Annotated in this window: 19 protein-coding genes; 6 read left to right on the top strand and 13 right to left on the bottom strand. The window is 40.6% G+C overall.

Translation table 11 applies throughout. From position 1 onward, the window contains the following. Window positions 1-235: 235 nt before the first annotated feature. Complete coding sequence (locus tag V7K25_RS20115; protein WP_335160261.1) at window positions 236-1,702, bottom strand: MFS transporter; 1,467 nt, start codon at window positions 1,700-1,702, stop codon at window positions 236-238. Between the two features lie 1,005 nt (window positions 1,703-2,707). Between V7K25_RS20115 and V7K25_RS20110 the strand changes: the two genes are divergently transcribed. From V7K25_RS20110 to V7K25_RS20090, 5 genes are all read left to right on the top strand, one after another. Beyond that, window positions 2,708-4,456 carry a KAP family NTPase gene (locus tag V7K25_RS20110; RefSeq protein WP_335160260.1) on the top strand — a complete coding sequence of 583 codons (1,749 nt, stop codon included), beginning with the start codon at window positions 2,708-2,710 and terminating at the stop codon, window positions 4,454-4,456. Window positions 4,457-4,680: 224 nt separating this feature from the next. Further along, entirely contained in the window at window positions 4,681-6,381 is a 1,701-nt protein-coding gene (gene crtO / locus V7K25_RS20105; RefSeq protein WP_335160259.1) for a beta-carotene ketolase CrtO, read from the top strand. A gap of 263 nt (window positions 6,382-6,644) precedes the next feature. Continuing rightward, entirely contained in the window at window positions 6,645-6,851 is a 207-nt protein-coding gene (locus V7K25_RS20100) for a high light inducible protein (protein ID WP_335160258.1), read from the top strand. Between the two features lie 516 nt (window positions 6,852-7,367). Beyond that, on the top strand, window positions 7,368-7,544 hold the full coding sequence (locus V7K25_RS20095; RefSeq protein WP_335160257.1) for a hypothetical protein: 177 nt from the start codon (window positions 7,368-7,370) through the stop codon (window positions 7,542-7,544). An 838-nt stretch (window positions 7,545-8,382) separates the two neighbouring features. Next, window positions 8,383-9,393, top strand: coding sequence for an SDR family oxidoreductase (locus V7K25_RS20090; protein ID WP_335160256.1), 1,011 nt, complete (start codon window positions 8,383-8,385; stop codon window positions 9,391-9,393). Window positions 9,394-9,543: 150 nt separating this feature from the next. Here the strand turns inward: V7K25_RS20090 and V7K25_RS20085 are convergent, their stop codons facing one another. From V7K25_RS20085 to hepC, 9 genes are all read right to left on the bottom strand, one after another. Beyond that, a complete protein-coding gene (locus V7K25_RS20085) occupies window positions 9,544-10,656 on the bottom strand; it encodes a glycosyltransferase family 4 protein (RefSeq protein WP_335160255.1) in 1,113 nt (370 codons plus the stop codon). An 86-nt stretch (window positions 10,657-10,742) separates the two neighbouring features. Beyond that, the gene (locus V7K25_RS20080; protein ID WP_335160254.1) at window positions 10,743-12,176 is read right to left on the bottom strand and encodes an O-antigen ligase domain-containing protein; all 1,434 of its coding nucleotides are present in this window, start codon (window positions 12,174-12,176) and stop codon (window positions 10,743-10,745) included. A 142-nt stretch (window positions 12,177-12,318) separates the two neighbouring features. Then, complete coding sequence (locus V7K25_RS20075) at window positions 12,319-13,248, bottom strand: glycosyltransferase family 2 protein (RefSeq protein WP_335160253.1); 930 nt, start codon at window positions 13,246-13,248, stop codon at window positions 12,319-12,321. Beyond that, window positions 13,166-14,368: a glycosyltransferase family 4 protein gene (locus V7K25_RS20070; RefSeq protein WP_335160252.1), complete on the bottom strand. Its 1,203-nt coding sequence runs from the start codon at window positions 14,366-14,368 to the stop codon at window positions 13,166-13,168. Before V7K25_RS20070 ends, V7K25_RS20075 begins: the two co-directional genes overlap by 83 nt. 130 nt (window positions 14,369-14,498) lie before the next feature. Then, window positions 14,499-15,491, bottom strand: a complete 993-nt coding sequence (locus V7K25_RS20065; protein WP_335160251.1) for a glycosyltransferase family 2 protein — start codon at window positions 15,489-15,491, stop codon at window positions 14,499-14,501. A gap of 59 nt (window positions 15,492-15,550) precedes the next feature. Then, complete coding sequence (locus V7K25_RS20060; protein ID WP_335160250.1) at window positions 15,551-16,753, bottom strand: glycosyltransferase family 4 protein; 1,203 nt, start codon at window positions 16,751-16,753, stop codon at window positions 15,551-15,553. A gap of 68 nt (window positions 16,754-16,821) precedes the next feature. After that, on the bottom strand, window positions 16,822-17,661 hold the full coding sequence (locus tag V7K25_RS20055) for a hypothetical protein (protein ID WP_335160249.1): 840 nt from the start codon (window positions 17,659-17,661) through the stop codon (window positions 16,822-16,824). Window positions 17,662-17,779: 118 nt separating this feature from the next. Next, complete coding sequence (hepA, locus tag V7K25_RS20050; protein ID WP_335160248.1) at window positions 17,780-19,621, bottom strand: heterocyst formation ABC transporter subunit HepA; 1,842 nt, start codon at window positions 19,619-19,621, stop codon at window positions 17,780-17,782. Between the two features lie 114 nt (window positions 19,622-19,735). Further along, window positions 19,736-20,446, bottom strand: coding sequence for a heterocyst development glycosyltransferase HepC (hepC, locus tag V7K25_RS20045; protein WP_335160247.1), 711 nt, complete (start codon window positions 20,444-20,446; stop codon window positions 19,736-19,738). A 604-nt stretch (window positions 20,447-21,050) separates the two neighbouring features. On the opposite strand from hepC, the gene V7K25_RS20040 reads away from it, so the two are divergent. After that, the gene (locus V7K25_RS20040; protein WP_335160246.1) at window positions 21,051-21,278 is read left to right on the top strand and encodes a hypothetical protein; all 228 of its coding nucleotides are present in this window, start codon (window positions 21,051-21,053) and stop codon (window positions 21,276-21,278) included. Window positions 21,279-21,308: 30 nt separating this feature from the next. Here the strand turns inward: V7K25_RS20040 and V7K25_RS20035 are convergent, their stop codons facing one another. From V7K25_RS20035 to V7K25_RS20025, 3 genes are all read right to left on the bottom strand, one after another. Further along, window positions 21,309-23,537: a GumC family protein gene (locus V7K25_RS20035; protein ID WP_335160245.1), complete on the bottom strand. Its 2,229-nt coding sequence runs from the start codon at window positions 23,535-23,537 to the stop codon at window positions 21,309-21,311. A gap of 182 nt (window positions 23,538-23,719) precedes the next feature. Beyond that, the gene (locus V7K25_RS20030) at window positions 23,720-24,820 is read right to left on the bottom strand and encodes a glycosyltransferase (protein WP_335160244.1); all 1,101 of its coding nucleotides are present in this window, start codon (window positions 24,818-24,820) and stop codon (window positions 23,720-23,722) included. A gap of 172 nt (window positions 24,821-24,992) precedes the next feature. Next, a partial coding sequence (locus tag V7K25_RS20025) for an NAD(P)H-dependent oxidoreductase (protein WP_335160243.1) occupies window positions 24,993-26,249 on the bottom strand: 1,257 nt, incomplete at its 5' end.

Here is a 26,249-nt window from a genome sequence, read left to right as displayed (position 1 = left end):
AAACTGCTGCAAGAAGTCACTTACGATTTCTCCAAATTGATTAATTTTTATCGCTTTTTAATGTGAAGAAATATTTCGCCAACAGTGTCTTCGCTATATTTACCCCGACATGCTATTCGTGATGCTCGGAAATTGTATATTTTGCTGGGATGTTGTTGAAATAAGTGTTGGTCTGAACTTAATATTAGAGGCAGGTAAGAAAAAGCAACTCCTGCCTCTATTAAGAGTTAAATACTTATTCCTCAACTTCAATCAGATTAGGTGATTGTCTGATTGGAAACAGGACTCTCATTAGCTGACCCATCGGTACTGAGCGCTGCTCTTGAACAAAAACCAAAAACACAAGTGCAGCCATTCTTAATAAGCCTGAGAGAACAAACAGCCCTAGCAAACCCGCAATACCAGGCAGAGTTGCTAGAAAGCTACCAACAGTGATACCTATTGCTCCAGTTATACCAGCAACTGCACCTGCGATCGCAAAGTAAGTAGATTGATAACGCACCGGTGATATTTCCATCATTAGATTGTTAGTACACAAATCAATTGCCGCCCACGTCCCGCCAGCTAGTATATGCAATAAAGGTAACCAGATCCAAAAAGAAATTTGATCGCTTCCAACTCCCAGCCACAAGAGAGGTGTCACCGCCACCAAGACTCCCACTAATAGCAGTAGCGGACGATTCCCAATTCGGTCAGCCAGTTTCCCCCACAAAAGCAGCATTAACATATTCGCACCAGTTCCTAAACCGTGATAAATCGTTACCACACTAATATCTATATCCAGGTTATCCAGCATATAGAGGTTAAAGAAGGGAGCGCTGATGTTAACAGCAAAGCACCAAATACTCAAGTAAAGTACAAACTTGCAAAAATTAGCATCTTTGAGAAAACTAAAATCTATCCCCTGAGACTGCGGTTGGGATGGGTCTGAACCCGTGGCTTTTAAAAGCTGTGGATTTACATCGGTCATCCAGAACTGACAGATTTGACTAATTAATCCCAGCAAAATTCCTAGAATCAAGACTGCACCATAGCCTTGAACTGTTCCACCAGGCCAAACCGATACTGCTAAACCTAGCAACGGCACACCTACAAGGTTAGTCAAGCCGACAAGACTATTGCGAAAGCCGAAATATCGCCCCCGCAATCGTTGAGGTACTAACACAGCTGACCACCCAAGCCAAGGCGCACGACCGAAAGCTTCAATGATATTACCTACCAAGAGAATTCCCAAAGTCAACTGCACTACTTGGTATCCAGTCAGATGAGATGAAGTAACCAACACAATCGCCGGCAGAAGAATCAACCACACCAACCGCGATGGGATGAAAATACACAGGAAATACCAGCGAAAACTGGTACTTCGGTTTACTAAATACGCTCCCAGTGGTTGCAGCAGATTTACCATCTGAGGGATAGCCGCCAATAGACCAATTTGTACTGGCCCAGCACCTAACTCTAGCAAGAAATTACTGAGCAACGCGCCGCCGATGACACTATAAAAAATCGTAGCAAATACACTCTCATAAGTTAGCGCTTGAAGGCTTTTGCGAATTTCTAGCTTAGAAATTTTCAAAAACAGTTTCGGAGTTGGAAAAAGTACCGTCTCTGTTAATGCCCTATCCTCTGAGACTTCTTGAATGGGGATAGGAGGAAGAGAACTAGCCTCTACTGAAATGTCATCTTCTTGGGACTGAACCATATTATCTAATCAATATTTAAAGAGTTAAATTGCTTACGGGGCTACTATTAGCCAAAATTAGTAAAACTTATATAATATTTCATCAATAAGCTTTAACGGCATTACAATTCCTTGCTTGGCCAAAAGACTAGAGTGTGTTTTCCAACTACTTGTTTCCCTGCTAAATTTTTAGATGCCCCTAAATCCACGCCACTTGCTGGGGAAACCGCAAGATAGCATTGACTCTCCTTAAAAAGGCTTCATCGGAGTCTCTTAAAGTCCCCCAATTTATCGGGGGATTTGGGGGATCTAAGAATTTAAAAATGCGCCCTAGTTCATAGTAAGTATTGACTATAGGCTACTTTTGCAGAAAAAACAGGCATCATATACCAGCGCTTAGGCTTCTAATCAAAAAAGCCAATTAATTGACATAAATTTAATTCTATGTATACAGATTTCGCTAAAAGCTTCCTTATATATATATTTTTAGCAGTTAATTACTATTTTGTGGCAATCGAATAATCGATACTTGCCAAATTCACTCTTAAGAATTAATACCTTTGCAGAGGAATCTTAAAATTTAGCTGGCACTAGTACATATAGACATAAATAAGATTGAATTTATATAACCAATAGTTAGGATTGGGGTTTAAGTTGAACTTCTATGAGTAATTTTACTTTAGCAATCCTAAATCATTCGTGAAAAATTGAGACTATCAAATAGCTCCCTGTAGTCCCCCCGATGCTTTGGGAGACAGCGTTAGCCGGGGGGTAAATTTTCTTACAACTCATTTAGGATTGCTATAGATGACATGGAGATAAAATTTCCACCCCAACGCTGTTTGTCTATTTGACCTGCTAATTCCAGCGATACTAAATAACTAATATATAACCAATTGTATAAGCCTTGAGGAAATTATTTACTGGAAATTTCTATCGTGAGGTATCATTGCTCATCTTACGGAATGTGCAAGGATGGGCTATGCCCCGATGGAGGCGATCGCAACATCAGTAAAAAATTTTTTTATGGCAGAGACAGAAATTAACGATATATCGGCAGATAGTTCCTTAGTCGATCCAGAAAAAGACCTACTAGGACATGCGAACTTTGCCAAGTATCTAGCGGACAGTATTTGCAAAATGACCTTTCCTGAAGGTTTCGTTATTGCAGTTTACGGTTCTTGGAACTCTGGCAAATCTACATTATTAAACTTTGTAGTTCACTATCTTCAGCAAAAGCCAGAGGAGGAGAAACCAATCATCGTTCCTTTTAATCCCTGGTTATTGTCTGGACACGAAAATATCACAAGGCGCTTTTTTGACCAATTAAAAAACGTTTTAAGCCAACAGTCATCTGTGCCAAAAGGTTTGAGGGAGAGAGTAGCTGATTTTGCCGCCATTATTTCAGACATTCCTCTACCTTATGCTCAAACTGGCAAAGCATTAGCAGCATTATTGGACGATAAGGACAAGGAAGCTGCCGAATTAAAAGAAGAAGTAGAAGACACGCTAGTACAGCAGCAACGGCGAATAGTTATAACAATTGACGATATTGATCGGTTGGCTGCGGAAGATATCAAGCAGTTATTTCGTATTTTCAAAGCAATGCGAAATTTTACTAATCTTGTCTATCTGCTGGTTTTTAATAAAGAAGTTGTAATGAGAACAATTGCAGATACTAAAGAAATATCTGAAGAAGCATACTTAGAACAGATTATTCAAGTTAGTTTTGAGTTACCTAATCCTGATAAAACCTCACTTCGCAGGTTGCTTTTTGAAAAGCTGGATCATATATTTTCTCCAACAGCAAAACAACAAATCAACCAAACTCGCTGGGGTGATATTTACTTTCAAGGAATAGAACACTTTATTACTAACATCCGCGATATTACTCGTTTTGTTAACACTTTAACAGTGACATATCCAGTAGTAAAAGATGAAGTAAACCCTGTTGATTTCATTGCTATTGAGTCTTTGCGAGTCTTTTGCCCAAAAATTTATAGTTTAATTCATCAAAATCCTCATATTTTTATAGGACAAGTAAACCTTTCAATAGACGAACTCAAAAATCTTCTGAATACCTGGATTGCTCAACTGCGAGATGAAGACAAGCAGCCTATTAAAAACCTACTAATGCACCTTTTTCCTAAGTTAAAATTCATTTTGGGTAATACTTATGTAGATGAAAAGCAAGAGTTGGAATGGCGCGAACAGCTACGTGTGTGTAGCTTAGAAATATTTCCTATTTACTTTCGTCTGTCGTTATCAGCAGGTGAATTGTCTAATATTCAGATAAAAATTATCCTTGGTTTGGTTGAAAATACAGAGAGATTTAGAAGTTATTTGATAGAACTTACTAAACAAAAACTTCCAAACGGCACAACGCAAGCTAGGGTGTTTATAGAACAGCTAGAAAATTCCACTGAAGAAATTCCTGTGAATTACATCCCTTCGGTTGTAGAAGCTTTGTTTGATGTAAGCGAAAAATTATTATCTCAAGATGATGAGTCTAATAGCATTCTTGCTTTTAGCAATGAAGTTATCATTAGTCGTTGTATCTCGCAACTCTTGCTTCAAATCAATGAAACATCACGGTTTGAATTGCTAAAAAAAGTAATTATCCAAGGAAAAGCGTTACCAATAATTAATCATGAAATTGCAACACTAAAAGAGCAACAAAGTCAATATGATACAGATAAATCTAACTATGAAGATAAATGGCTTGTGAACGCACAGCACCTCAAGGAACTAGAAGAAATGACTACAAGAATATAGGTAAAAACTGATACAAGCTATAAATAAGATAAACTCTGGATTTATTTATAGTGTTTCTTGGTTGGGTACAACATAGTAACAAAAGTGGGTTAAAAATAAATTTACTTCTTGGTGATAAAAACACTACTACTAGATATATAAATATTCTATAACCCACGAAAGATTTAGATATCTTCAGCACTTTCTAATATCAGGGAATATACTTTAATCCCCCCATTGCACTCATGGAATCGTATGACGTTGTAATTATTGGCGCTGGTCATAATGGCTTAGTTTGTGCTGGCTACCTGCTGAAAGCTGGTTACAGCGTCCTATTATTAGAAGGGCGATCGCTCCCCGGCGGCGGTTCTACAACTGAAGAACTTATGCCTGATGAAGCACCTGGTTTTAAATTTAGTCCTTGCGCGATTAACCATCTGTTTATTTTCTTAGGGCCAGTTATCCAAGAGTTGGAACTGCATAAATACGGCTTGGAATATCTTAGCTGCGATCCAGTTGCCTTTTGCCCCCATCCAGATGGGAAGTATTTCTTAGCTCACAAATCGGTGGAAAAGACTTGTGCGGAAATTGCCCGTTACAGTCAGCGTGATGCTGAAAAATACGCTGAATATGCCGATTTTTGGCAGCGCTTTATCACAGGGATTGCTCCTTTCTTCAATGCACCACCCAAATCAATTGTTGATATTGCTGGCAATTACAATCTTAATAGTCTGCAAGACTTATTTTCCCTTCTAGGTGGCTCTAACACAACCCTTGATTTACTCCGTACCCTACTCAGCAGTGCCACAGATAATATTAACGAGTACTTCGATTCTGAGTTTGTCAAGGCACCTCTGGCTAGACTCTCAGCCGAACTGAGTTCCCCTCCCTCACAAAAAGCTATGTCCTTTGGGGCGATGATGATGATGTTGCGTCATAATCCCGGTATGGCAAGACCCCGTGGTGGTAGTGGTGGACTTGTGGAAGCTTTGGTGAAACTGGTAAAAAGTAAAGGTGGTACGATTCTCACCGACCAAAAGGTAGAAAAAGTCTTGGTAGATAATGGTAAAGCTGTGGGTGTGCGGGTTGCTGGTGGTAAAGAATATCGTGCCAACAAAGGTGTAATTTCAAGTATTGATGCCAAGCGCTTATTCTTGCAACTAATGGATAGTAGCGATGTTGATAATAGCGATGCCAACTTGCGCGAAAGATTAGATCGCCGTATCATCAACAACAATGAAACCATCCTCAAAATTGATTGTGCTTTATCTGAACCGTTGCGCTTTGTCCACCACAATCACCAAGATAGCTATTTGATGGGTTCTATTCTGATTGCTGATTCTGTCAATCATGTAGAACAAGCTCATAGTCTGATTACTCTGGGCAAAATTCCTGATGAAAACCCATCAATGTATGTGGTTATGCCTACCGGACTTGACCCATCGATGGCACCGGAAGGTAAACACACATTATGGATAGAGTTTTTTGCCCCTTATCAAATTGCTGGTGCAGAGGGTACAGGTTTAAAAGGTACGGGTTGGACGGATGAACTGAAAAACAAAGTTGCAGACAAGGTGATTAATAAACTGGCGCAATATTCGCCTAATCTTCAACATTCAATCATCGCCCGTCATGTAGAAAGTCCGGCTGAGTTGGGAGAACGGTTAGGGACTTACAAAGGTAATTATTACCATATTGATATGACCTTAGAACAAATGCTTTGCTTCCGTCCGTTGCCGGAATTAGCTAATTACAAAACACCAATTGATAACTTGTATCTTACTGGTGCTGGAACTCATCCGGGTGGTTCAATTTCCGGTTTGCCGGGACGTAACTGTGCGCGTGTGTTTTTGCATAATGAGCAACCCATCGCCCAGAAAATCAAGGAAGCAGGAGGTTCAATTAAATCTGCGTTTGCATCTGTCTTAAGGAGTGAATCAGATTAAGAGGCTGTTTGTAAAAAAAGTAAATAGCATCAGGATATTGCTTCATTTGAAAGTTGAGTTTGAAGTAGATAAACGGCGAGAAATGAGATTTTATAAAGCTTATTGAGCAACTTTCTGATGCTTTTTCGGTCAAAAGATCAAAAGTCTATAAAATGCTTACAGATACTTCCTGTGACGCTTTCAGATTCCCCAATAGATAGAGAACTACAACCGTAATAGTAACTAATATGTGAATGTATGAAAGTTATTAAGGAATATTTACAATGGCAACTGAAACTAACAAAACGATTGAATTATCTACTAAAGCTAAAGCCTATAACGGTGTCGATCGCAATGCTTGGATTCTTGGGTGGAATCCCCAGCAAGAAGTGTGGAATGGGCGTTTAGCGATGATTGGCTTTGTTTCTTACCTACTTTGGGATTTAGCTGGCTATAGCTTAGTACGTGACGTACTCCACTTGGTTCGCTAACTCTTCAGGGATGATTTATCCCCCCTTGGGGGAACAATTCAATAAATAACAATTTAGGAGCCTTGTAATAAACCTACTCGTAAATTCGAGTCTAACGCCGAGGTTATATATGGACGCACTTATTACGCGATCGGGGTATTGAATATTGGGGCGTTTATGATTCTCCACAGGCTTCAAATGGTGAGTAAATTAGCGCTTTGTTCAAACAAAAATGCTTTTCACAGGTGTTGCTATATCTGTGCATTGAATCCAGATTTTTTAACGAATTCTTATACGGTTATTGTGGGGCTTCTCTTAATAAAACTAGAAGAATTACTGAACCAAAACCTTCTTTCCTCAAGAGCTTTCCTGCTTATCCAAACCGTATTGCTTGAGGTGCTGATTTGTAATCAGTTCTGTGAAATTCGGGTTTAATTACATCTACTTATTTCTACCTTTTTTGCTAATCCTAAAGCTAGATGTAATTTTTAAGATTAGAGGCAAAAATGTAAGAAATAATCAAACAAGATAAGAACCATGAAAACTGACAACGTAACCAATCCTACCAATACCGAACGAACAACACTCGAAGGTGGAAGTAAAGAAGCTCTCAATAAAAAAACCTCTGTGCAATTTCTACTTAGCACAACACTGGGAGTTTTAACAATTATCCTAGCTGCGGCAAGTGCTTATTACGGGCTTATTCGGTTTTAAACCTATTTTTTAAGTAGAAAATTTTTGTTTTCTGATAAAATTGAAAAATTTCAGACATAACACGATCCTCAGCAAAATATATGGTAGTGCTTTTAGTTAATCAAAAGCCCTTATTTGGGTGAAAGCACTGCCATATTTTTCTAAGGCTTGAACTTTGCTTTTTTCAGAGGTTGTTTGAAAAGTGGTTGGCTGTATCTTTGCACTTATTGATCCCCCCTAACCCCCCTTAAAAAGGGGGGAACCGGAATTAAAGTCCCCCTTAAAAAGGGGGATTTAGGGGGATCTAAAAGTATTTGATACCAAGAAGAGGACTTTTCAAATATCCTCTTAGATGTTTTTTAGGTTATCTTCCGTTATTAATTATATTTAATCCTATTGAATTTTGTTTACACTGTCTGTTTTATATTAAATGTTATATTTTTTTAGAAAAATTGATTTCCTTCTTTAGAATGATTTATTGTTAAACACACTATTGTAAAGTAATATGACATGGATTAATTTTACTTTTAGTTTAACTACAAGTAAGCTTGTTATTGCAAGATAAATCATTCAAGCAAAAGCAATTTATTACAAGAGCTAGAAATAATTGATTTAAAATTCAAAGTTGTTTCATTATTTTCAATTCCAAGTTTTCTAAAGTAATGATAAGTATGGAAGAAGTTTATATTGTCTCAGCAATACGCACGTCACTTGGTAGATTTGGAGGTGTATTAGCAGATTTGTCTTCAATAGTTATTGACCGATGCGTTGAACCAGTTTATTGCTTGTCACTTGTGACTGGGGATTGGGAAACAGTTGTTTTAATCTCGAATCCCTATTTTTTTAAGGAGTAACACTTATGCAATTAAAGCCAATCAATCAGCAGGTTGTTTCCGTTGTTGGAGCCTCCAGTGGTATCGGACGGATTACAGCTCTTGAGTTTGCTAGACGCGGGGCAAAAGTGGTAGTCTCCGCTCGCGGTGAGTCAAAGCTAAAGTCTTTAGTAGAAGAGATTCGTAGTTTTGGCGGCGAGGCAACTTATTGCGTAGCTGATGTGGAAGTATTTGAGCAAGTTAAAGCGATCGCAGATAAAACTGTAGAAGTATACGGGCGACTAGATACATGGGTACATGTCCCCGCCGTCGGCATCTTTGCGACTTTCGACAATACAACACCAGAAGAGTTTAAGCATGTTATTGATGTCGATCTCATGGGACAGGTGTATGGTGCAATGGCGGCCCTACCCCATCTGAAGCGTGAGGGAAGGGGAGCATTGATCCATGTCTCTTCAATGGAAGGTAGGCGATCGCTCCCCTACCAAAGTGCTTACTCGTCAGCCAAGCATGGGGTCGAGGGCTTTATTGAAGCGATGCGCGTTGAGTTGCAACATGAAAAATGGCCTATCAGTGTCACAAGTGTGAAGCCAGGAGTGATCAACACCCCCTTCTGGAACAATGGCTTGACGAAGTTAGGCGTAAAGCCTTCTGGGATACCACCTTACTACGAACCTAAACTTGTAGCTGATGCTATCCTGTACGTAGCCGAACATCCAACTCGTGACTACTTAGTTGGGGATGTAGCTAAAATATTAGATTTAGTACAGCGCATCTCACCACCATTAGTAGATTCACTGTTACTGCTCGTCGGCTTCAAGTTACAGCATAGTTCCGAGCCGAAATCTGAAGATGCACCAAATAATTTTTATCAATCTGTTGCTGAAGACGACAGAGTTAAGGGTGATTATGGTCACTTAGTTATACCTAGTGTTTCTGACTGGCTAGAAAAAAATCCGTTTCTCCAGTGGGGTGCGATCGCTGCTACAGCAGCATTAGCTTTGCTAGCAGCTCAAGTCTTCAAAGAGCAAGGATAAAAGTCAAAGCCTTTTTAGAAAAAGCTTTTAGAGATCGTTTCGTTCCCAGTCGGAGACTGGAAATGCCTAATATGAGGCTCTGCCTCAAGACTTGCGGACTGGAGTTAAGATACCTTGTGAAAAGTTGGATATAAGGAGGGTGAGGGAGGATCAAGCTTTAGCAGAACGAAGTACACTGATAAAGTTTTGAGCATAATTCTGCGTTGAGAAATCGAGGGCGCGTTGTCTGGCAGCTACTCCGGCACTTTGGGCAAATTCTTGCTCGTCAAGATAACGGAGAATTGCGATCGCTAATTTCTCTGCATCACCGTAAGGTGTTAATAATCCATTCATGCCATCGGTAATAATCTCCGTCGGGCCGCCTGCATCACCAGCAATCACAGGTTTACCCAGCGCCATCGCCTCAATAATCACAATCCCAAACGGCTCTTTATCAGATGCATGAACAAATACATCCATCGCTTGCACCCACTCCGGGATATTACGCTGTAGCCCAGGCATAATTACTTGCTCTTTCAAGCCCAAAGCGGCAATTTCTGCTTTTAAGAAGTCCTCATAATCCGGTTCTAAATCGTGCTTACCGCCAACTACTACACAATGAGCATCAGGATACTTCTGTAAAATTTTTGGCATCGCTTGCACTAGTACGTGCATTCCCTTCCATCGTTGCAATCGTCCAACAATTCCAATCAATGGCCCGTGTAAAGGTAAGCCCAGTTTTCGCCGTGCTTCTTGTGGAGACGGCAAAGCATTAGGCTCAAATCGGTCTAATGCGACACCAGGATAAACCAAAGGTGTTGGTCTGTGGGGCCAAATCTCTGCCTGTGCTTGCTTGCCATCTTGGGAAAGAGTGATAATAGCACGGGCTGGGATTAAAGTAGCGATTCGTACTAACCAAGTTTTATCACTAGGTACTTCTAGCTGATACCACACAGCAGGTAAGCCCGCCAGCATCGCTGCCAAACCTCCAGATATATGTGTGATCCACATCCAATTGACAATTATATCTGCACGTTCGCGGCGGGCGATCGCAGCTATCCGAAAAACGGCAGCAATAAAACGGTGGATTTGGCGTAAACGTCCACTTTCCACAACTCGCGCATCAATGCCAAGGGACTTTACTTGTTCTACCATCGGGCCGTCTTCTAAAAATATCACCAGCCACTCGACACCAGCGTTACGTCCCTGTTGCACCAAATCCCAAAGCATCATTTCACCGCCACCTCGTTGCTCGGCCAGTGGCATTACAATAATTGCTTTCATAATATATCAGTCCTATTTAAGTTGTAAGATTTTGTTTTTTAACTAACGACAAAAAATAATTTGCATCCAGTCAAATATTTCCGTATTTATTCATAATTTTTTTGATGTTGATAGTATTTATGTCCTGCCATAGCCATAGCTAAAAATCCCCAAAGAATCATCCCTGCCACACTTAACATGCCGCTACCGATAATTAGCTGTGTAGAAGAACTGATACCAATAGCGCGGGCAGCACTGATAAAACTATCGAAACGACCTTCACCATAACTGCTAACACTGATAATTAAAAAAATTAATCCACCCATATAAAAGATGGCTCCAAACCAACCAAGGGTGAAAAACATATCTAAAATGCCACTATCAATTACCACTACTTCGATTTGACCAGTTTTTTCATTAACTTTCCAAATATTTCCTAACCCGTTACCTAGACCATTAGAAAGGGCTAAACCAAGGTTTTTATCGTAACTTCCCGATCTATCTTTAAAACTGTTATCTTCTTCAAGATTAGAAAAGGTTTGTAAACGAGCTGCTACAACCCCAGCAATTGGCTGGATGGTTGTCAATGGCACAACACAAATTGCCATCACTACAATTATGATCATTAAGCGCATTTGAATCCGGGTTTTAACTGAACCCACGATCATAATTATCCCTAATAACCAGCCTCCCCAATTAGTACGTGCTTGTGTCAATAGAAAGGACAAGTAACCAACAACTGAAGCAGGAAAAATTAAGCTTCCTGAACTGGTAAATAACAACAGCAACCCAGCTTGCATGACGGAACCAAAGGGGCCGACTGAGTGCAATGTACTCCAGACGCGCATCCCGAAAGGTACAGGATTTCCAGAACTCATGAATAGTTTTGATTGGATGAGCCAGTACCTATCCCACTCAGGAGCCACAACGAATTGATATACGCCATAAGCTCCTAAAATCAACACACACCAGAGAAATGTTCGCTGAAAGTTCTGGCGATAGCTGGGATAATCTCGCCAGTTGATAAATAAGTGAAAAGCGAAAATAATCGGACTGAGCCAATCCATCAGCCCGCGTGCTACAGGGATCGGTGGGTTATAAATCAGACCGATTAGAAAGCCATAGAAGACTCCGATAAAAGCCAAAACAAACGGCAAGCCCCCTTGACGTGAGGCGCGGGGGAAGTGTCGTAAGAATGTTGCGATAGTGACAAACACCACTAAATATGGTGCTATGAGCATCTGACGGGTAGCGTCCCAGCCCACCCGATAGTCAACCAAGCGGGTAGCTAAGGGCGTGAGAAACCAGATCCACCAGGTAAAGCTGATGTAGAGAATAGGATGCCGTAAGTATAAAAATATGGCTACTAGTAAAGCTGTCACCGGATAAATTAGGCGCAATGCAGCAGTAGCACCAGCAAAATAGCAAGCTACAGTCAGTAATATAAAGCCTGCGATCGCCATCCAACCCTGTTGCGATCGCTCTTCGGGAGAATAGCTTTCTTGTAAAAAACTATTGAAAAGTATCTGCTTAGAATTCATTCAATTTTAGATTTTGGATTTACCAATGCTAACTAGTACAATGTCTAAGCTAATTTTTAAGGTTTGTAGTAAGCACTTTTTTACCCATAACTTTTAGCTTTACAGAGTACTAGAGCTAAGAAGAAATTAAATTCATTACGAATTACGAATTACGAATTACGAATTGTTTATATCCTTGCCAACGCCCCCGCCAGGATGCAAGCAATTTTTTCCCTGCCAACTGCCCTTGGCTAGGTAAAAATCTCAGCCATTGGACGAAACCCAAGCTATCGCATGTACCCACGAATACTGCCCAGAATAAAAATATAATCCGGCGGATAAATGGTAGATGCTCTAGTAAAACTAAGGTTTCATTATGGACTAAATTAATAAAGGCAATTTCATTAAAATTATTTCGCTGATCTTCATCAAAACGTTTTGCTGGATAGTGATCTACAGCAACATTAGGATCGTAAATTATCTTCCAACCAGCCCGTTTTAATGTCAGAGTGAATGCCATTTCAAAATGTACCTGCGCTCCTGTACCACGCATCCGCTCGTCAAAGCGCATTTGTCCGATTGCCTCTTTACGAAAACTCATGTTTACGCCCTTGAGAATATCGACTTCACGCGGTTCTCCCACTCCCAGGTGATGGTTGCCAATCACTCGCCCAAACCATTGCAACTGTCCCACTACTGGGCGGGATTCGTTTTCTAATTTGCTGCCGTGGTATATCCAATCACGCCCGCCAAGTCCGCCGAGGCGACTATCACAGGTAAAGTAAGCGGCGATGCGCTCTAACCAATCTGGGTGAGGTGCAGCATCATCATCAGTAATGGAAACAATATCGCCCTCCACTACTGCTAGTCCGGCGTTGAGGGCCGCTACTACCCCCGGTTGTGTCACTTTTACAGTATGCAGTGGCAGATTGGGCGCGTTTAATTGCGCTAGAAATTGCCAAGTTTCTGCATCCGTATCGCGGACAACCACTATCACTTGCTCGACGGGTTTAGTTTGCTCCTGTAGCGCCAAAAGGCAGCGTGATAGGTCTTGTGGACGGCGATAAGTCGGTATCAGAACGGTGTTCCGCATTCTTGCTTAACTCCTCAAATAGATCCACATAAGTTTGTGCCATAGTAGTCCAGCTATGTTGTTCTGCCACAGAACGAGCAGCTTTGCCCATTTGCTGCATCAACGGGATATCGCTCACCAAGGACATTAGCGCTACAGCCAAAGCATCAATATCATCTGAGTCGGATAAGACGATGCCACATTCTGGTGTCACCAACTCACCGCCCCCGGTGGCTGTGGCAGTAATTACTGGTAGTCCTGAAGAAAGTGCTTCTAACAATACGAGGCTGCAAGCTTCGTATCGGGAAGGAAAAACAAATAAATCTACTGCTTGCATAATTTGGGGGATATCACGGCGAAATCCCACAAAATGCACGCGATCGCTTAACCCTAAAGATGCTGCTAATTCTGGGAAAGGGCTACCTTGAGTGTGTCCCACCACCACCAAATGTAAATCGGGAACTTTCGCCAAGGCGTGCAGCACTGTATCTAAGTTCTTTCTGGGTGTGCGGATATCTCCAGCGAACAGTGCTAGGGTGACATTCTCCGGTAAACCTAATTTTTGGCGATTGCTTTCACCAGGGGCAAACTCTTCTAAATCAACGCCATTGATAATTACGCGAATGCGAGAACGCGGCACACCAATGTTAACTAATTCCTGCGCTACCTTTTCGGATACAGCTACGACAACCTGCGCTTTTTGGAAAGCCTGCTTTTCCCAACGGGCATTAAAAGCCGTAAATAGCCATTGATAGAAACCATACAAATCTCGGCGATTGCGAGAAATATGAACAGGCGATCGCAACCATGAACTGTGGACAAAATGTACAGCATTTACATCAGCCGCAGTCAGATTAATTGCTCCATTGACTTTAACTAAATCAATCTTAGAGCGATGTTGACGTAACCAATCTGCGCTTTTTTGGGCAAATATAAAATTCCGCACAAATTCTGTCGGATAGCCTTTGACTGGAATTGAAATCCAATTAACTTGGCTATTTTGTTCTAGTTCTGGTGCGACTTCACTAGCCAATAATGTCAATTCATGACCACGACGAATTGCTTCTTGAGCAACTTCGTAATTTACCCGTCCCTGACCATCACCTTTTTTTATTTTATGAGTAATAATACAAAGTTTCATACACTACCTTGCTTGGTAAAATAAGCTTAAACAAAGACGCAAAGTAAAACTCTTACTTTTATTAACTCTGTGCCCTCTGCGTCTCTGCGGTTCGTTAAAAAAATCTACAATTCAGACATTATTCCTTCTATCATTTAGAAATATCTATTAATTTTCCTGCGAAAAAACGGGGAGTAAAACTGAGGCTTAATGCCGCTATAGTTCGCACATCAAATTTTTGTTTATTCAACGCCTGCCAAAAATAAGGACGTGCTGCGGCTATCTGTTCACTTCGTAGCAAACCAATTCCCAAAGTAGTATTAGCTTCTAACCATTTCTGTTGAAAGTAAGTTCGAAATTCCTGTAAACGAGCGTCTTCCATAAAGACTTGATAACAAAACATTTCGCTTTTAGCTTTGCGGATTTTTGCCTGCATATCTCGACTACCACTGAGCATAGTATCAGTTTGCTCATGGGCACGATATCGCGTCAATCTTTCCGGATAATAGTAAGCACCGTAACCAGATATGCAACAGAGATAAGTTAAATATAAATCCCACATTCCGCCAACTTCTGAGGGCATACTATCCCAATCGATAATATTATTACGAATCACACAAGATGCAGCAGTGGGTATGCTTTTATCTACCAATCCAATTTTGTAAAAAGGTTGATGAATTCCTTTTGTTAGTTTGTCTCGCTTATAACCGCGTGTATTTTCTTCCGTTCCAGCATTATTGATTATGCTATCTGCATCTATAATATATTGGTCGCAAAAAGCGAGAATTAACTCAGAATTTGCTTCTAGAGGTGGTACTAGCTTGGCTAAAAAATCTTCATTCCAGATATCATCATCATGAAGACTAGCGACATATTTACCTCGCGCCATCTTGAAGCCATGCTGCTGATTAGCAATCATCCCCACATTTTGCTGATGTCGCCAAAATCTAATGCGTGAATCATCAAAAGATGCCACAAGTGCTTGAGGATTTTCTAGACTACAATTATCAGAAACAATAATTTCGATATTTTGATAAGTTTGTTTTATAGCGCTAGCGATCGCTTGCTTAAGATACTCTGGTCTATTATAGGTGGGGATAATAACACTAACTAAAGGCTGTTGGTATTCTTGAAACAATGACATCGTTTTTTCCTTTATATTTCGTAGTTAAAATATGGACAATTTTCTATACAAAACTAAGCTTATTTCACTTGAGAAATACTATATACTTTTTTCGCTCTAGAAGGAAATTCAGCTATTGTTTTTGCATAAATTTCTCGGAGATTATTTACATGAGCATTCATGGTAAATTCTTTCATTAATAAAGCATGACCTTGTTCGCCCATGTTTCGGCTTTTTTCATAATCTCCATATAAATTATGAATAGCATCAGCCAGCTTTTTGATATCATTACCTGGAACAAGAATACCTGTTTCTCCATCTCGCAAATGTTCGGGAATACCTCCGACTGCACTACCAATTACAGGTCGATAACGAGAGTATGCTTCTAGAGTTACAAGACCAGCAGGTTCAGGCCAAACGCTAGGGAAAATGACTGCAAAACACTGTTCGTAAAGGTTATTTAACGTGTTGCGATCGCACCAACCATGCCAAGTAATCCGGTTACTTAATCCGAGTGTATTTGCTAACCTTTCTAAGCGTGGTCGTTCCCAGCCTTCACCTGCAATATCAAGTTGAATTTGCGGATTTGTATGTATTAATGTTTTAAGCAGCCATTCCAAACCTTTGTCAGAAACAATGCGTCCAACAAACAAAATTCTATGATTTTTATGGATTTCTAAACTCAGGGGTGCTGTTGTTATTTTTGGTATAGAGATCCCACAGTGTAGGGTGACAATTTGCTCTGGGGGTACACCGTTTTTAATCAACTCTTGACGCACATATTCGCTATTAGCAACAAAAGTAATTTTTACCTTTTTTAAAGCATCTAATAACTGATGAGTATTTTGAAGTTCTTTAAGAGTTCTTAACGGTCTACGGCTACCACATTTATCTGCTAATTTACCCCAGGTACAACCTAAGTAAGAGAAGTTGCGATCGCAGATTGTTCGTTGTCCTCCTAAATACTTTGTGCCACTAGGGCAGTACAATGAGTGATTATGAACGCTGAAAACCGTGGGACACTCGCCTGTAAGCTGCAAGAGTAAATCTGGGCTGTGGAGGTGCAGCAACTTAAACTGGCTTTGGTCAACATTCTTAAGCGATTTTATCACGCGATCGCTAACTTCAGGTGGTCGATGTTCAAACAAAGAAGCTAAATAAGTTTCAACACCTCCGCCCTCACCTACATCAAAATTGGAGCATTGATAAATCAGGTCTTCTTCAAAAATATCCCTGTGCAATAGTTCATTATTTCGCTTGGTATCATTGATTGAGTTAAGCATTAACCACCATTTTTTTACGTTATTACTAATTGCATCCTTCATCTAAATAGAGGCTTAATTCCATTAACTTATATGCCAATGTTAAACCAGAATTTGTGTCTTACATCATTCACGTAATGCCTGAGAGCAATTTTTTTACTTGCAGATTTGTCTGAATAAATGAACTGATCTTCTACATTAAGAACATATTTATTTGAGCATATAGGCTTACCATGATTGTGATGCATTGTCAAATGAACAATTGTTTGCTCAGTAAAATAAGTAGGAGCTTCTTGAAGATTTGCTAAACGTTCGATAGCAAAACTCCAGTCAAATTCATGCCGAAAGAATATAAATCCACCATTTACTGGATTTGACTTTTCAGAATCATCATAAATAATTCGCTCATCTAGCGATATAGAACAATCAGGTAGATAAAGAGAATATTTATCGTCCGATTTACTCAAATCAATTAAGTCAATAGCGCCGGCGAAAAATAAAATATCTGAATCAGTGTAAATCGTCGCTCCATTAACCGGAATTGACATTAATGCCGACAACTTTTTGCCAAGTGGATGCAGTTGGGCATAATCATGAACACATTGAGGTAAATCCGTTCTCTGGAAGTTTTGTAAAGGTATTACCTTAATGCAGGGATGGACGCGGCACAGTAAATTACAACTAGATTCAGTGTAACTCCCATCAGAAACTACAGTGAATGTATCTGGAATACCGACATGACGAATGAATGAGCGAATACTTGCTACTTGTTCTGGTAAATCACGTTCACATGAGAAGGTATAGACACTTACCGGAACTTTTCGAGTTTGCTTTATCGGAATGCTGACAATCTGAGAAAGGGCTACTTTATATAGAGAGCGATTAAGTTTACCCTGAATTTTCGCAGTGTGGTAGCCTAGATTTACCATTTATTTTTCCTGGTTAAAATTATAAATAATTGGCTAGGAGAATGAACTCGTAATTTGCTTGTGAATTACAAATTACGAATTACGTAGCTTGCTTCTCGCCAGAGGCGAGTATTATGAATTACGAATTATAGTATTGCATTTGGTGATATTCCCAAAGCTTGCCTTGGCGTCCGAGTAATTCTTGGTATTTCCCCTGTTCTACTATTCGCCCTGCTTCCAAAACTACGACTTTATCGGCTTTAGCAATAGTAGAAAGACGGTGAGCGATCGCAATTACTGTTCTACCAACAGATAGCTTTTCTAATGAATCTTGAATTAATCGCTCTGATACAGAATCTAAGGCACTAGTTGCTTCATCCAAAATCAAAATTTCTGGGTTCCTTAGTAGCGCCCGCGCAATAGCAATTCGCTGTCTTTGTCCTCCAGATAATCTAACACCCCGATCTCCCAATTGGGTATTAAAACCTTCAGGCATTTCTAAAATAAATTCCAGCGCATTGGCTAGTTTAGCAGCTTCTTGAATTTGCTCATTAGTAGCTTGTGGAGTACCATAAGCAATATTTTGCCAAACATCAGCATTAAAGATAAAAGTATCCTGACTGACTACAGCTATTTGACGACGTAGAGAGTTAATTTCAAACAACCGAATATCAATTTCATCGATATAAATGTTTCCCTCTGTAGCATTGTAAAATCGGGGAATTAAATCAGCAAGAGTTGTTTTACCAGCGCCAGAAGCTCCGACTAATGCAGTCATTTTACCCTTTTCAATGGTTAGGGTAACATTATGCAACACTATATTTTTTTCATCGTAGCCAAAATCTACAGATACTAAATTTATTGCCCTTTCTAAAGCCTTAAACTTAAGCTTCCCATTCTGAAAATAATTTTTATCATCACTTTTGAGCAAGTTTTTAATGTTGTCTGCCGAACCATGTAGAGTATTGAGAAATGCTCTCGTGCCATTAATATCTTGAACAAACGGGATGAAGCGAAATAGCACAAAGAAAAATGTTAGCAAAGAAGCAACTTGTAGCGTTCCATTACTAACCAGACTAGTGAATGCTAAAATAATCATTCCGACCAATACCGTAGTAGCCACCCCTTCGGCAATTGGTTTGACAAGTGTCCAAGTGAATACAACTTTAGTTGTAGTACTTACTACCTTATCGCTAGCTTTGTAATAACGCTGGCGCTCAAATTCTTGAGTACCACAGGAATGAACTGTGCGAATGCCATTAATAAATTCTATGGCTGTTGATGTAAAATTAGCATTAGCAGTTGTCATGCCAAAACTTGATTCTCTGACTCTGGCATTCAGATTAGATAAACCTACACCTAAAAGTGTAAATAGTAATGCTGAAATTACAGTTAGTTGCCATGATATCAAAAACATTGATATTAAGTAGACAAGAGTTGTGATTCCCCTAGTTATTAAAAAGGCTGCGCCACTGAAACCCTGTCTTATTCTTTCAATTTCTGTGGTTATTGTGTTAATTAGTTCACCAGAACGAGTTTTGGCAAAGTAACTTAACGATAAGGATTGTAACTGTTCAAAAATTTGTTTGCGTAAGCGATCGCCAAAATGCAGTTGAGATAATTCAGTATAGACTTGTCCAAAATAATTGAAGGCGACACGTAACCAAGTACTCAATAAAATCAGCGAAGATACTCGGTACAGGCGATTAATTGCCGATGTATTCGCCCCCAATACTAAATTATCAAACCATTCTATTCCTGTTTGGACAGGTTTAGCGTCGGGACTAGTTAAGCTTTGCAAAAACGTAAGTAAAAAACCAATACTTACACCTTCAAAAGTTGCCGCCAGAACCGAGAAGATCAGAGCTAAAATTACAATCTTGCGAAAGTGTTTAAATTCTCGCAATAGCAAATAGTTATCCTGCCAGAAGCTAGAAGCTTTAAGCAGACTACGGAATTTTTCAGGAAGTTGGAAATGCATCAATTTTATAATAATAGTTTGGCAAGGTAGATAGACCGTTATAGATGCTATGTAATCAATTTTTGCTTTAGCCTCAGTGCGGTAGATGAAACCATCAATTACCGCACAGATAAATTACAGTGTTTGGCTATCTAGATGTAACAGGTGAGACTGTGCTTCTACTTCCCAGGAAGCTTTAATTTCTGGTAATTTATTTAGCTGTACTGCATCTTCTAAAGTCCAACAACGAGATCCGGTTAAACTCATGTCACCCCGCAGCACGTTAAATAACTGGGGGAGGTTGTCGAGACTGGATTTACCTATCCAACGCCCTAATGGTGTGGTATTTTGCGTGCGAAACCTCATTGCCCGAAACAGTTTACCCCGTTCTCCAACACGCCACTCACGGCAAAAAAGTGACCCTGGCGAGTAAACCTGCATTAACACAATCAATCCCAACATGACTGGACTTACTAATAGCAGCAACACCAAAGCAGCAATCCAATCAATTAGTCGCCAGAAGGGTTGCTTAGACAGTTTATTGCTAGCGGATATGCTTAGGAATATCGGTTTTTGAGCTTCTTCACATGCATCTGCCCAAAATCTCAGCAAAGCCTCACCCAGTTTGGGATCTATGCTTACCAAACTTACCGGAGAATGTTGTAAGCATTCTACTAGCGATCGCTTACTATTTAATGAAGGCAAATATGGTTGTTTAACTTGTCCAAGCGGCTTCACCAAAAGCTTACCCCGTCGCCACTGGAGTGTGCAGTACCCACGATTATCTTGGTGTTCCTGGGTTACATCATATAAATTCTCTAGAGTTGGAATTATTGAAGTTGTCATAATGTCTTTGGGTTATACAGGAGTGAATTGCTGAGGCGTTATCAAAGGCTATCAATGCCAAAGACCCAAATCCGAATTGTTGTTACTCCAAAAAGTTGGAGATAATTGAGGGCAAAATATTTATTGCTATTTGCCACTCAGCCAAGCACACATTGTGCAGAATTCTGCTGGTGTAGAGGTGAACAAATTAACGTTACTATCAATATTCATGAGCAATCAGTATTTTCCGGTAACTACTGACAGTAGAAAAGTGTAGAGGTAAATTACCCATGAATTTATATCGACGTTTAATTGCACTGAGGTGCTGATTGTATCGATAAATTTAACAAAACCAGTCCCCTGTTGTCTTCTAGCCTTTATGAAGCTGCTTTAATCTCTAGAATATAAGAGTATGTAGAAATAGCGATCGCTCAAATAAATTCTTTATTTACTCTTTAAAGAGCCAGTGATTTCTCTGATAACCCATAAAGATAGCATAAATATACTGAAATTTTCCTGATAGCAATAAAATTAAATTTTGTTCATAAAAATGTAGGGGCAATTCATGAATTACCCCTACCAGAAAATCAGAGTTTACCCAATACGGTTCGGATAAGGTTTTTTAATGACACGCCCTAGATCGCAAAGACGCGATAAATCGCAATCCTTTGTAGAGACGGCGATTTATCGCGTCTCTTGCCTTAACCGAACCGTATTGAGAGTTTACCTCATTCCCAGTTGGAGACTGGGAATGCCTATGAGAGGGCTGCCGCCTCCCCTACTCGCGGCAGAGCCGCTTTTAATGCATTTCCAGCCAGAGGCTAGAAACGAGAAAGATCCCCGACTTCTCTAAGAAGTCGGGGATCTTTCGTCGCCGTACTAGCTATTTTTCTACAGCTTGCCGCAGAGCTAATTGCTGTTGTTTGATATAAGGTACGTAATTACTACTAGAGTTTGATACCCCATTAGCTACAACCCCAATCAGATTTAACTTACTCAGCATGGCTGTAGCTTGATTAAGCTGACTTCGCGTCACAATCCCAATGCTTGCCACCATAACTACGCTACGACAAGATGATGCGGTAAGCATGGCATCCACCAAACCGAGAACTGGGGGAGCATCTATGAGTACCAAATCATAGTTTTCCTCAAATGCTGCCATTAATTCTATCATCCGAGGGGAACTCAACAGATTAGCTGGATCAGCAGGTCTGGGGCCAGCAGTCAAAATATCGATGTAGGCGGAACCTGAGTATTGAAGACTAATCTGGTTGGGTAGAGTTGCATCACTAGCCAGTAGAGTTGAAAGCCCCTGTTCATTAGGAAGATTCAGTTGTTCGTGCAGACTGGGATCGCGTAAATTGGCATCAATCAGCAGTACCCTTTTGTGTAAACGGGCAGCACTCATCGCCAAACCCAACGCCAAAGCTGACTTACCCTCATCGGGTAAAGCTGAGGTAATCATCAAAGATTTTAGGTTAGCAACAGTATTTAAAAGTTCAATGTTTTTGTAAATTAGATCCAGCGATTCCCAACGCGGTGGAGATTGCAATACCTGAATTGTCCAAGGGGCGAGAACTTCTGGCTTACCAAAGGGCAACTTTATCATTGATTCTCTGGGTTTAGCTGGCGGTAATTTGGGAGTTGTTCCCAACAACGGCATGGCCATTTGCTTCTCTAATTCAGCAGTGGTATGAACTGCATCATCAGCCGATTCTCGAATAAAGGCGGCAATGCCTCCTAACATAAACCCAACCACAGCACCTAACAGCAAGTTCTGTTGAAGATTGGGGCCTAATTGTCCGCCTTTTTGAGGTTCTTCCACAACTTCCCAGTTAAATCCACCTTTGGAAAGTTCTTGCCGCAATTGCTGTTCTGCTCTTAAAAGCTGCTCTAACCTTTCACGGCTAAATTGCAACTGCGGTAACATCCGATTGTAATAAGCCAAAAGAGGTGGGAAGCGTTTGATTTCAAAACGTAGCTCGTTTTCTTTCTGGGCCAAAGTTTGATCCCGAGCAGTTAAAGCAACTATAGTTGTCTGCGTTTCTACTAACTGACCAGCAAGGCTGAGATCAATTTGGCCGAGCTGTCCTTTTTCGAGAAGAGAATCTCCATTCGTGAATGCGCCAGCAGACTTTTCGCCTAAAGTTCTTCCTACCTCTTGTTGCAATAATTCCTTCTGGCTTTGAAGCTGTTCTTTGAGCTTTTGCACACTCGGAGTTTCATCTGTAAAGCGTAAGCGTTCTTGTGCTAGTGCCAGTTCGCTTTTTTGGATTTCGTTCAGTAAGCCTTGATAGCGAGTAGATTGACTCAGACGAGAAGCAACTAGAGCATTTTGAGGAGAACGGTTAAGTTGTTCTTCTAAAGATTTTTGGCGTGCTAATGCTTCGCCATACTGGGCACGAGTTGTCTGTCTTTCTTGGGCAATATTATTCAAAGCTGTCTCAATCGCTTTGGCCTGTGACTCTGGATCAATTAAGTTCTGATTTCTGCGGAACCTTTGTAAATTTGTCTCAGCCGCGTTTACTTCTTCACTGGCTTTACTTAACTGTTCCCTGATAATTTGCAGACCTTTTTGTAACCGCAAATTCTGTTGTTGCTTGTTATATTCCACATAAACTTGTCGAATTGCATCCAGAACTTTTTGTGTCTTTTCTGGATCTCCAGCAGTGTATTCAACTTGAAATATTTTAGTAGCGACATTATCTTCTTTGCTCCTTAATTGAGTTAAGACCAAAGAAGTTTTAATTTCACCTGCACTTATATCTGGATAATCAGACTGAAGTTTATCAACTGCTTTTTGGATAAGTCCCGAACTCTGCATCAAGTTAAGCTGAGTCGCAGTATCTATCACAATATCAGAGTCAGTAAACTGGTTGTCTATCCCCGCACCTTCTTTTTTACCTTGATAGTTAGGTTCTACTAGCAGTTGCATAGAACTTTTATAAGTTGGCTTGGTTTTAAAAGTTACCATGCCTGCAATAGCAATAGAAGTAATTAATACTGCTAGAAACCAAGGAAATCTTCGCACAAATACGGCAAACAATTGTCCGTAGCTTGGTTCAGTTTCCGAAGCTGGAGCTATATGAGGATTTAGACTAGTTTGAACCACTTTTATTATCCTTGTCTTCAAGACTTACGCTAAGAGATTCTCTGAAAAATACCTATTTGTTTTACGAACCGCCTTTCCTTTGGAACGCTACGCGAACGCGTTAGCGTCTCGTTAAAGAAGGACGCCAAGGAGAAGAGAGGAAAATAAATAGGTAATCTTTTAGGGGGGAAGAGATTAGGGAATCAAATGAATAATTGATGCACACCACAAGATTGATTAATAATTTGCTCAACTTTACTAAAGAAGGCATTTTCTGAAAAGTTTGCGACTGCATGATTACGGATGCGATCGTAATCCCAAGAAATGCCATTGGCTTCTAGTAATGCAATTTGTAGAGATTCGGGTGTTTGCCTTTTGAAAAAGACTCCGGTTTCACCTGGTATTTGAGTATCTAATACTCCACCTGCTCCATAAGCAATGACTGGTGTGCCGCTAGCATTAGCCTCAACTGGAACTAATCCGTAATCTTCTAAGGCTGCGACAATAATAGACTTGGCTTTGGAAAACAAGTCTTTGCGGGTTCTATCACTTACGTGTCCCAAGAACTCAATATTTTTTAATGCTTTGGATTTTAACCGTGCTTGTTCTGGCCCATCACCTGATATTAATAACCGCCATCCCAGCCAATTAAAAGCTTCAACTATTATATCAAGGCGCTTATAGCTGATCATCCGGGCTGAGGCCAGATAATATTCTTCTTTTATATCGGAAAAAAGAAATTTACTAGTATCAATTGGATAGTTTACCATCATTGCCTTTTTGCCATAAATATTTTCAATACGGCGGGCAACGACACTAGAATTTGCAATGTAAAGGTCAGGTTCCTGTGCATATTTCAGGTCTACCTTTCTCATTACTTGAAATATTTGTTCGATTAAAGGAGCAAAATATCTATAGTCTCCGTACTCTCTTAAATAGGTTGCTGTATCCCATAAGAAACGGGTGACGTTATGGCAAAAGCAAATGTGACGAGCATTGGGATTTTTTCGCACTGCTTTGGCGAAGCTGGTGCTACTGCTAATAATTAAATCGTAGTCTTGCAGATCCAAGGCACGAAAGGCAGGAAAATATAGAGGAGCCATTGACCTAAAATATTTTACTGCACCAGGAATCTTTTGTAAAAAAGTTGTGTTGACTATGCGATCGCCTAGATCAATAGTTTTTTCTGGATCGTACAGAGATGTGAAAATATCTGCTTCGGGATAGCGCTTACAAAGCAGTTCAAACACACGCTCTGCCCCACCTCGCTGCGTTAAATAATCGTGGACTAGAGCAATTTTCATGAATTTGACCTAAAGTTTCGATCGGGTTTGTTTCAACGCTCCCCAGCAAGTTCTTATCAACAACTTTAGTGCCCCGCAGTATAACTCCTATCCTCTTCACGAAATTCTTGCGACAAATATATAGGGGAGTACAACTAGCTGTACGCCCCTACAGCCAATTCATTTGTAGCTATTACCCAACTGCTACTAAGATTTTTTCTGAGGCGAAATAAGTGTTTTGCTCAGTTCTTAGTTGGTCGCAGAGTCTGCCTTCTGGTAATTCTACATCCTCATAAGTGAGGACTTGATCTTTAGAAATATCTCGTTTGAGGCGACACCCTTCGGCTAAACCAATTGGTAGGAGATTTTGCTGTTGGGCGATGGGGGAATTTTCACATTGTCCGTAGGTCATGTAGTAACCGATGCCATCTAGGGTTTCTCCTGCTTTCAGGTCGATTTTGGCAGTGGTGACAACATCTACTAGTGGCCCTGCTAATGGAGACATAACCGCATCACCGAATAGGACAGCACGCGCTACGGACAAAGGAACTTCAAAATGACAGAGGTGATAAGGAGTATAGAAGCTGTAAAGTGGGCCTTCGCCTAATTTGTATAAGTTGAGATAGTGCTGTTGCTTGGGGTCGTCGTGAGTGGCAAATACATATACGCCTGGTCCAGGTTTTGCTCCAACTACATAATCGACAATGCCGCCCAGTTCTTTGAGTTGTTCAACATCATATAAATGGGTCATTTCCTCGACATAACCGTTGAAGTCATATCCTAGCATTCCCCGTTTGGCGACTTTCATACCCGTGGCGTTGGCAACGATCGCTTGCTCAAAGGAAATTTTGGTTCCGTCTGCAAAGCTAGCCACCATGTGGGGCTTTTGACCCCAACGTTTAGCAAATCCTTCCTGGGTGGTGGGATTGCGATAAGGGTCTTGGAGTCCTTTAATGTTACCGCACAATAAGGGAGTTAGACCAATGCTTTTGACAAAGCGGTAGAGGTTCATTTGCACCCCTGGCTGATCGCCATCACAAGCGCTGAGAATCACACCTGCTTTGTCAGCATAGACTTTGAGGATGGGGCCAATGGTGCCGTCGAGTTCGGCATTCATCATGATCACATGCTTGCAATGAGCGATCGCTTCCATAACGATGTGAGCGCCAAATTCCACTGCACCTGTGACTTCGATTAATGCATCGATGCCCTCGGCCCGACACAGTAACTTAGCGTCTTCTGTGACTGCATATTTACCGTTTGCGATCGCATCTTCTAATTCGCTGACAGTTGCAACAACTTGAATATCCTCAATTCCTGCTTCCGAATAAGCTTGTTTAGCTGCATCAATCTGGCGATTGGAGATAGCAACTAACTCCATTCCTGGCACTGAATTGACAATTTGGTTGGCAATTCCTCGACCCATAAAACCAGCACCAATCATTCCCAC

Origin of the sequence: Nostoc sp., assembly GCF_036919495.1 — a bacterium.
GTDB lineage: Bacteria > Cyanobacteriota > Cyanobacteriia > Cyanobacteriales > Nostocaceae > Nostoc.
Note: the sequence above shows the minus strand (reverse complement) of the source record. Positions and strands in the feature narration are given on the sequence as shown.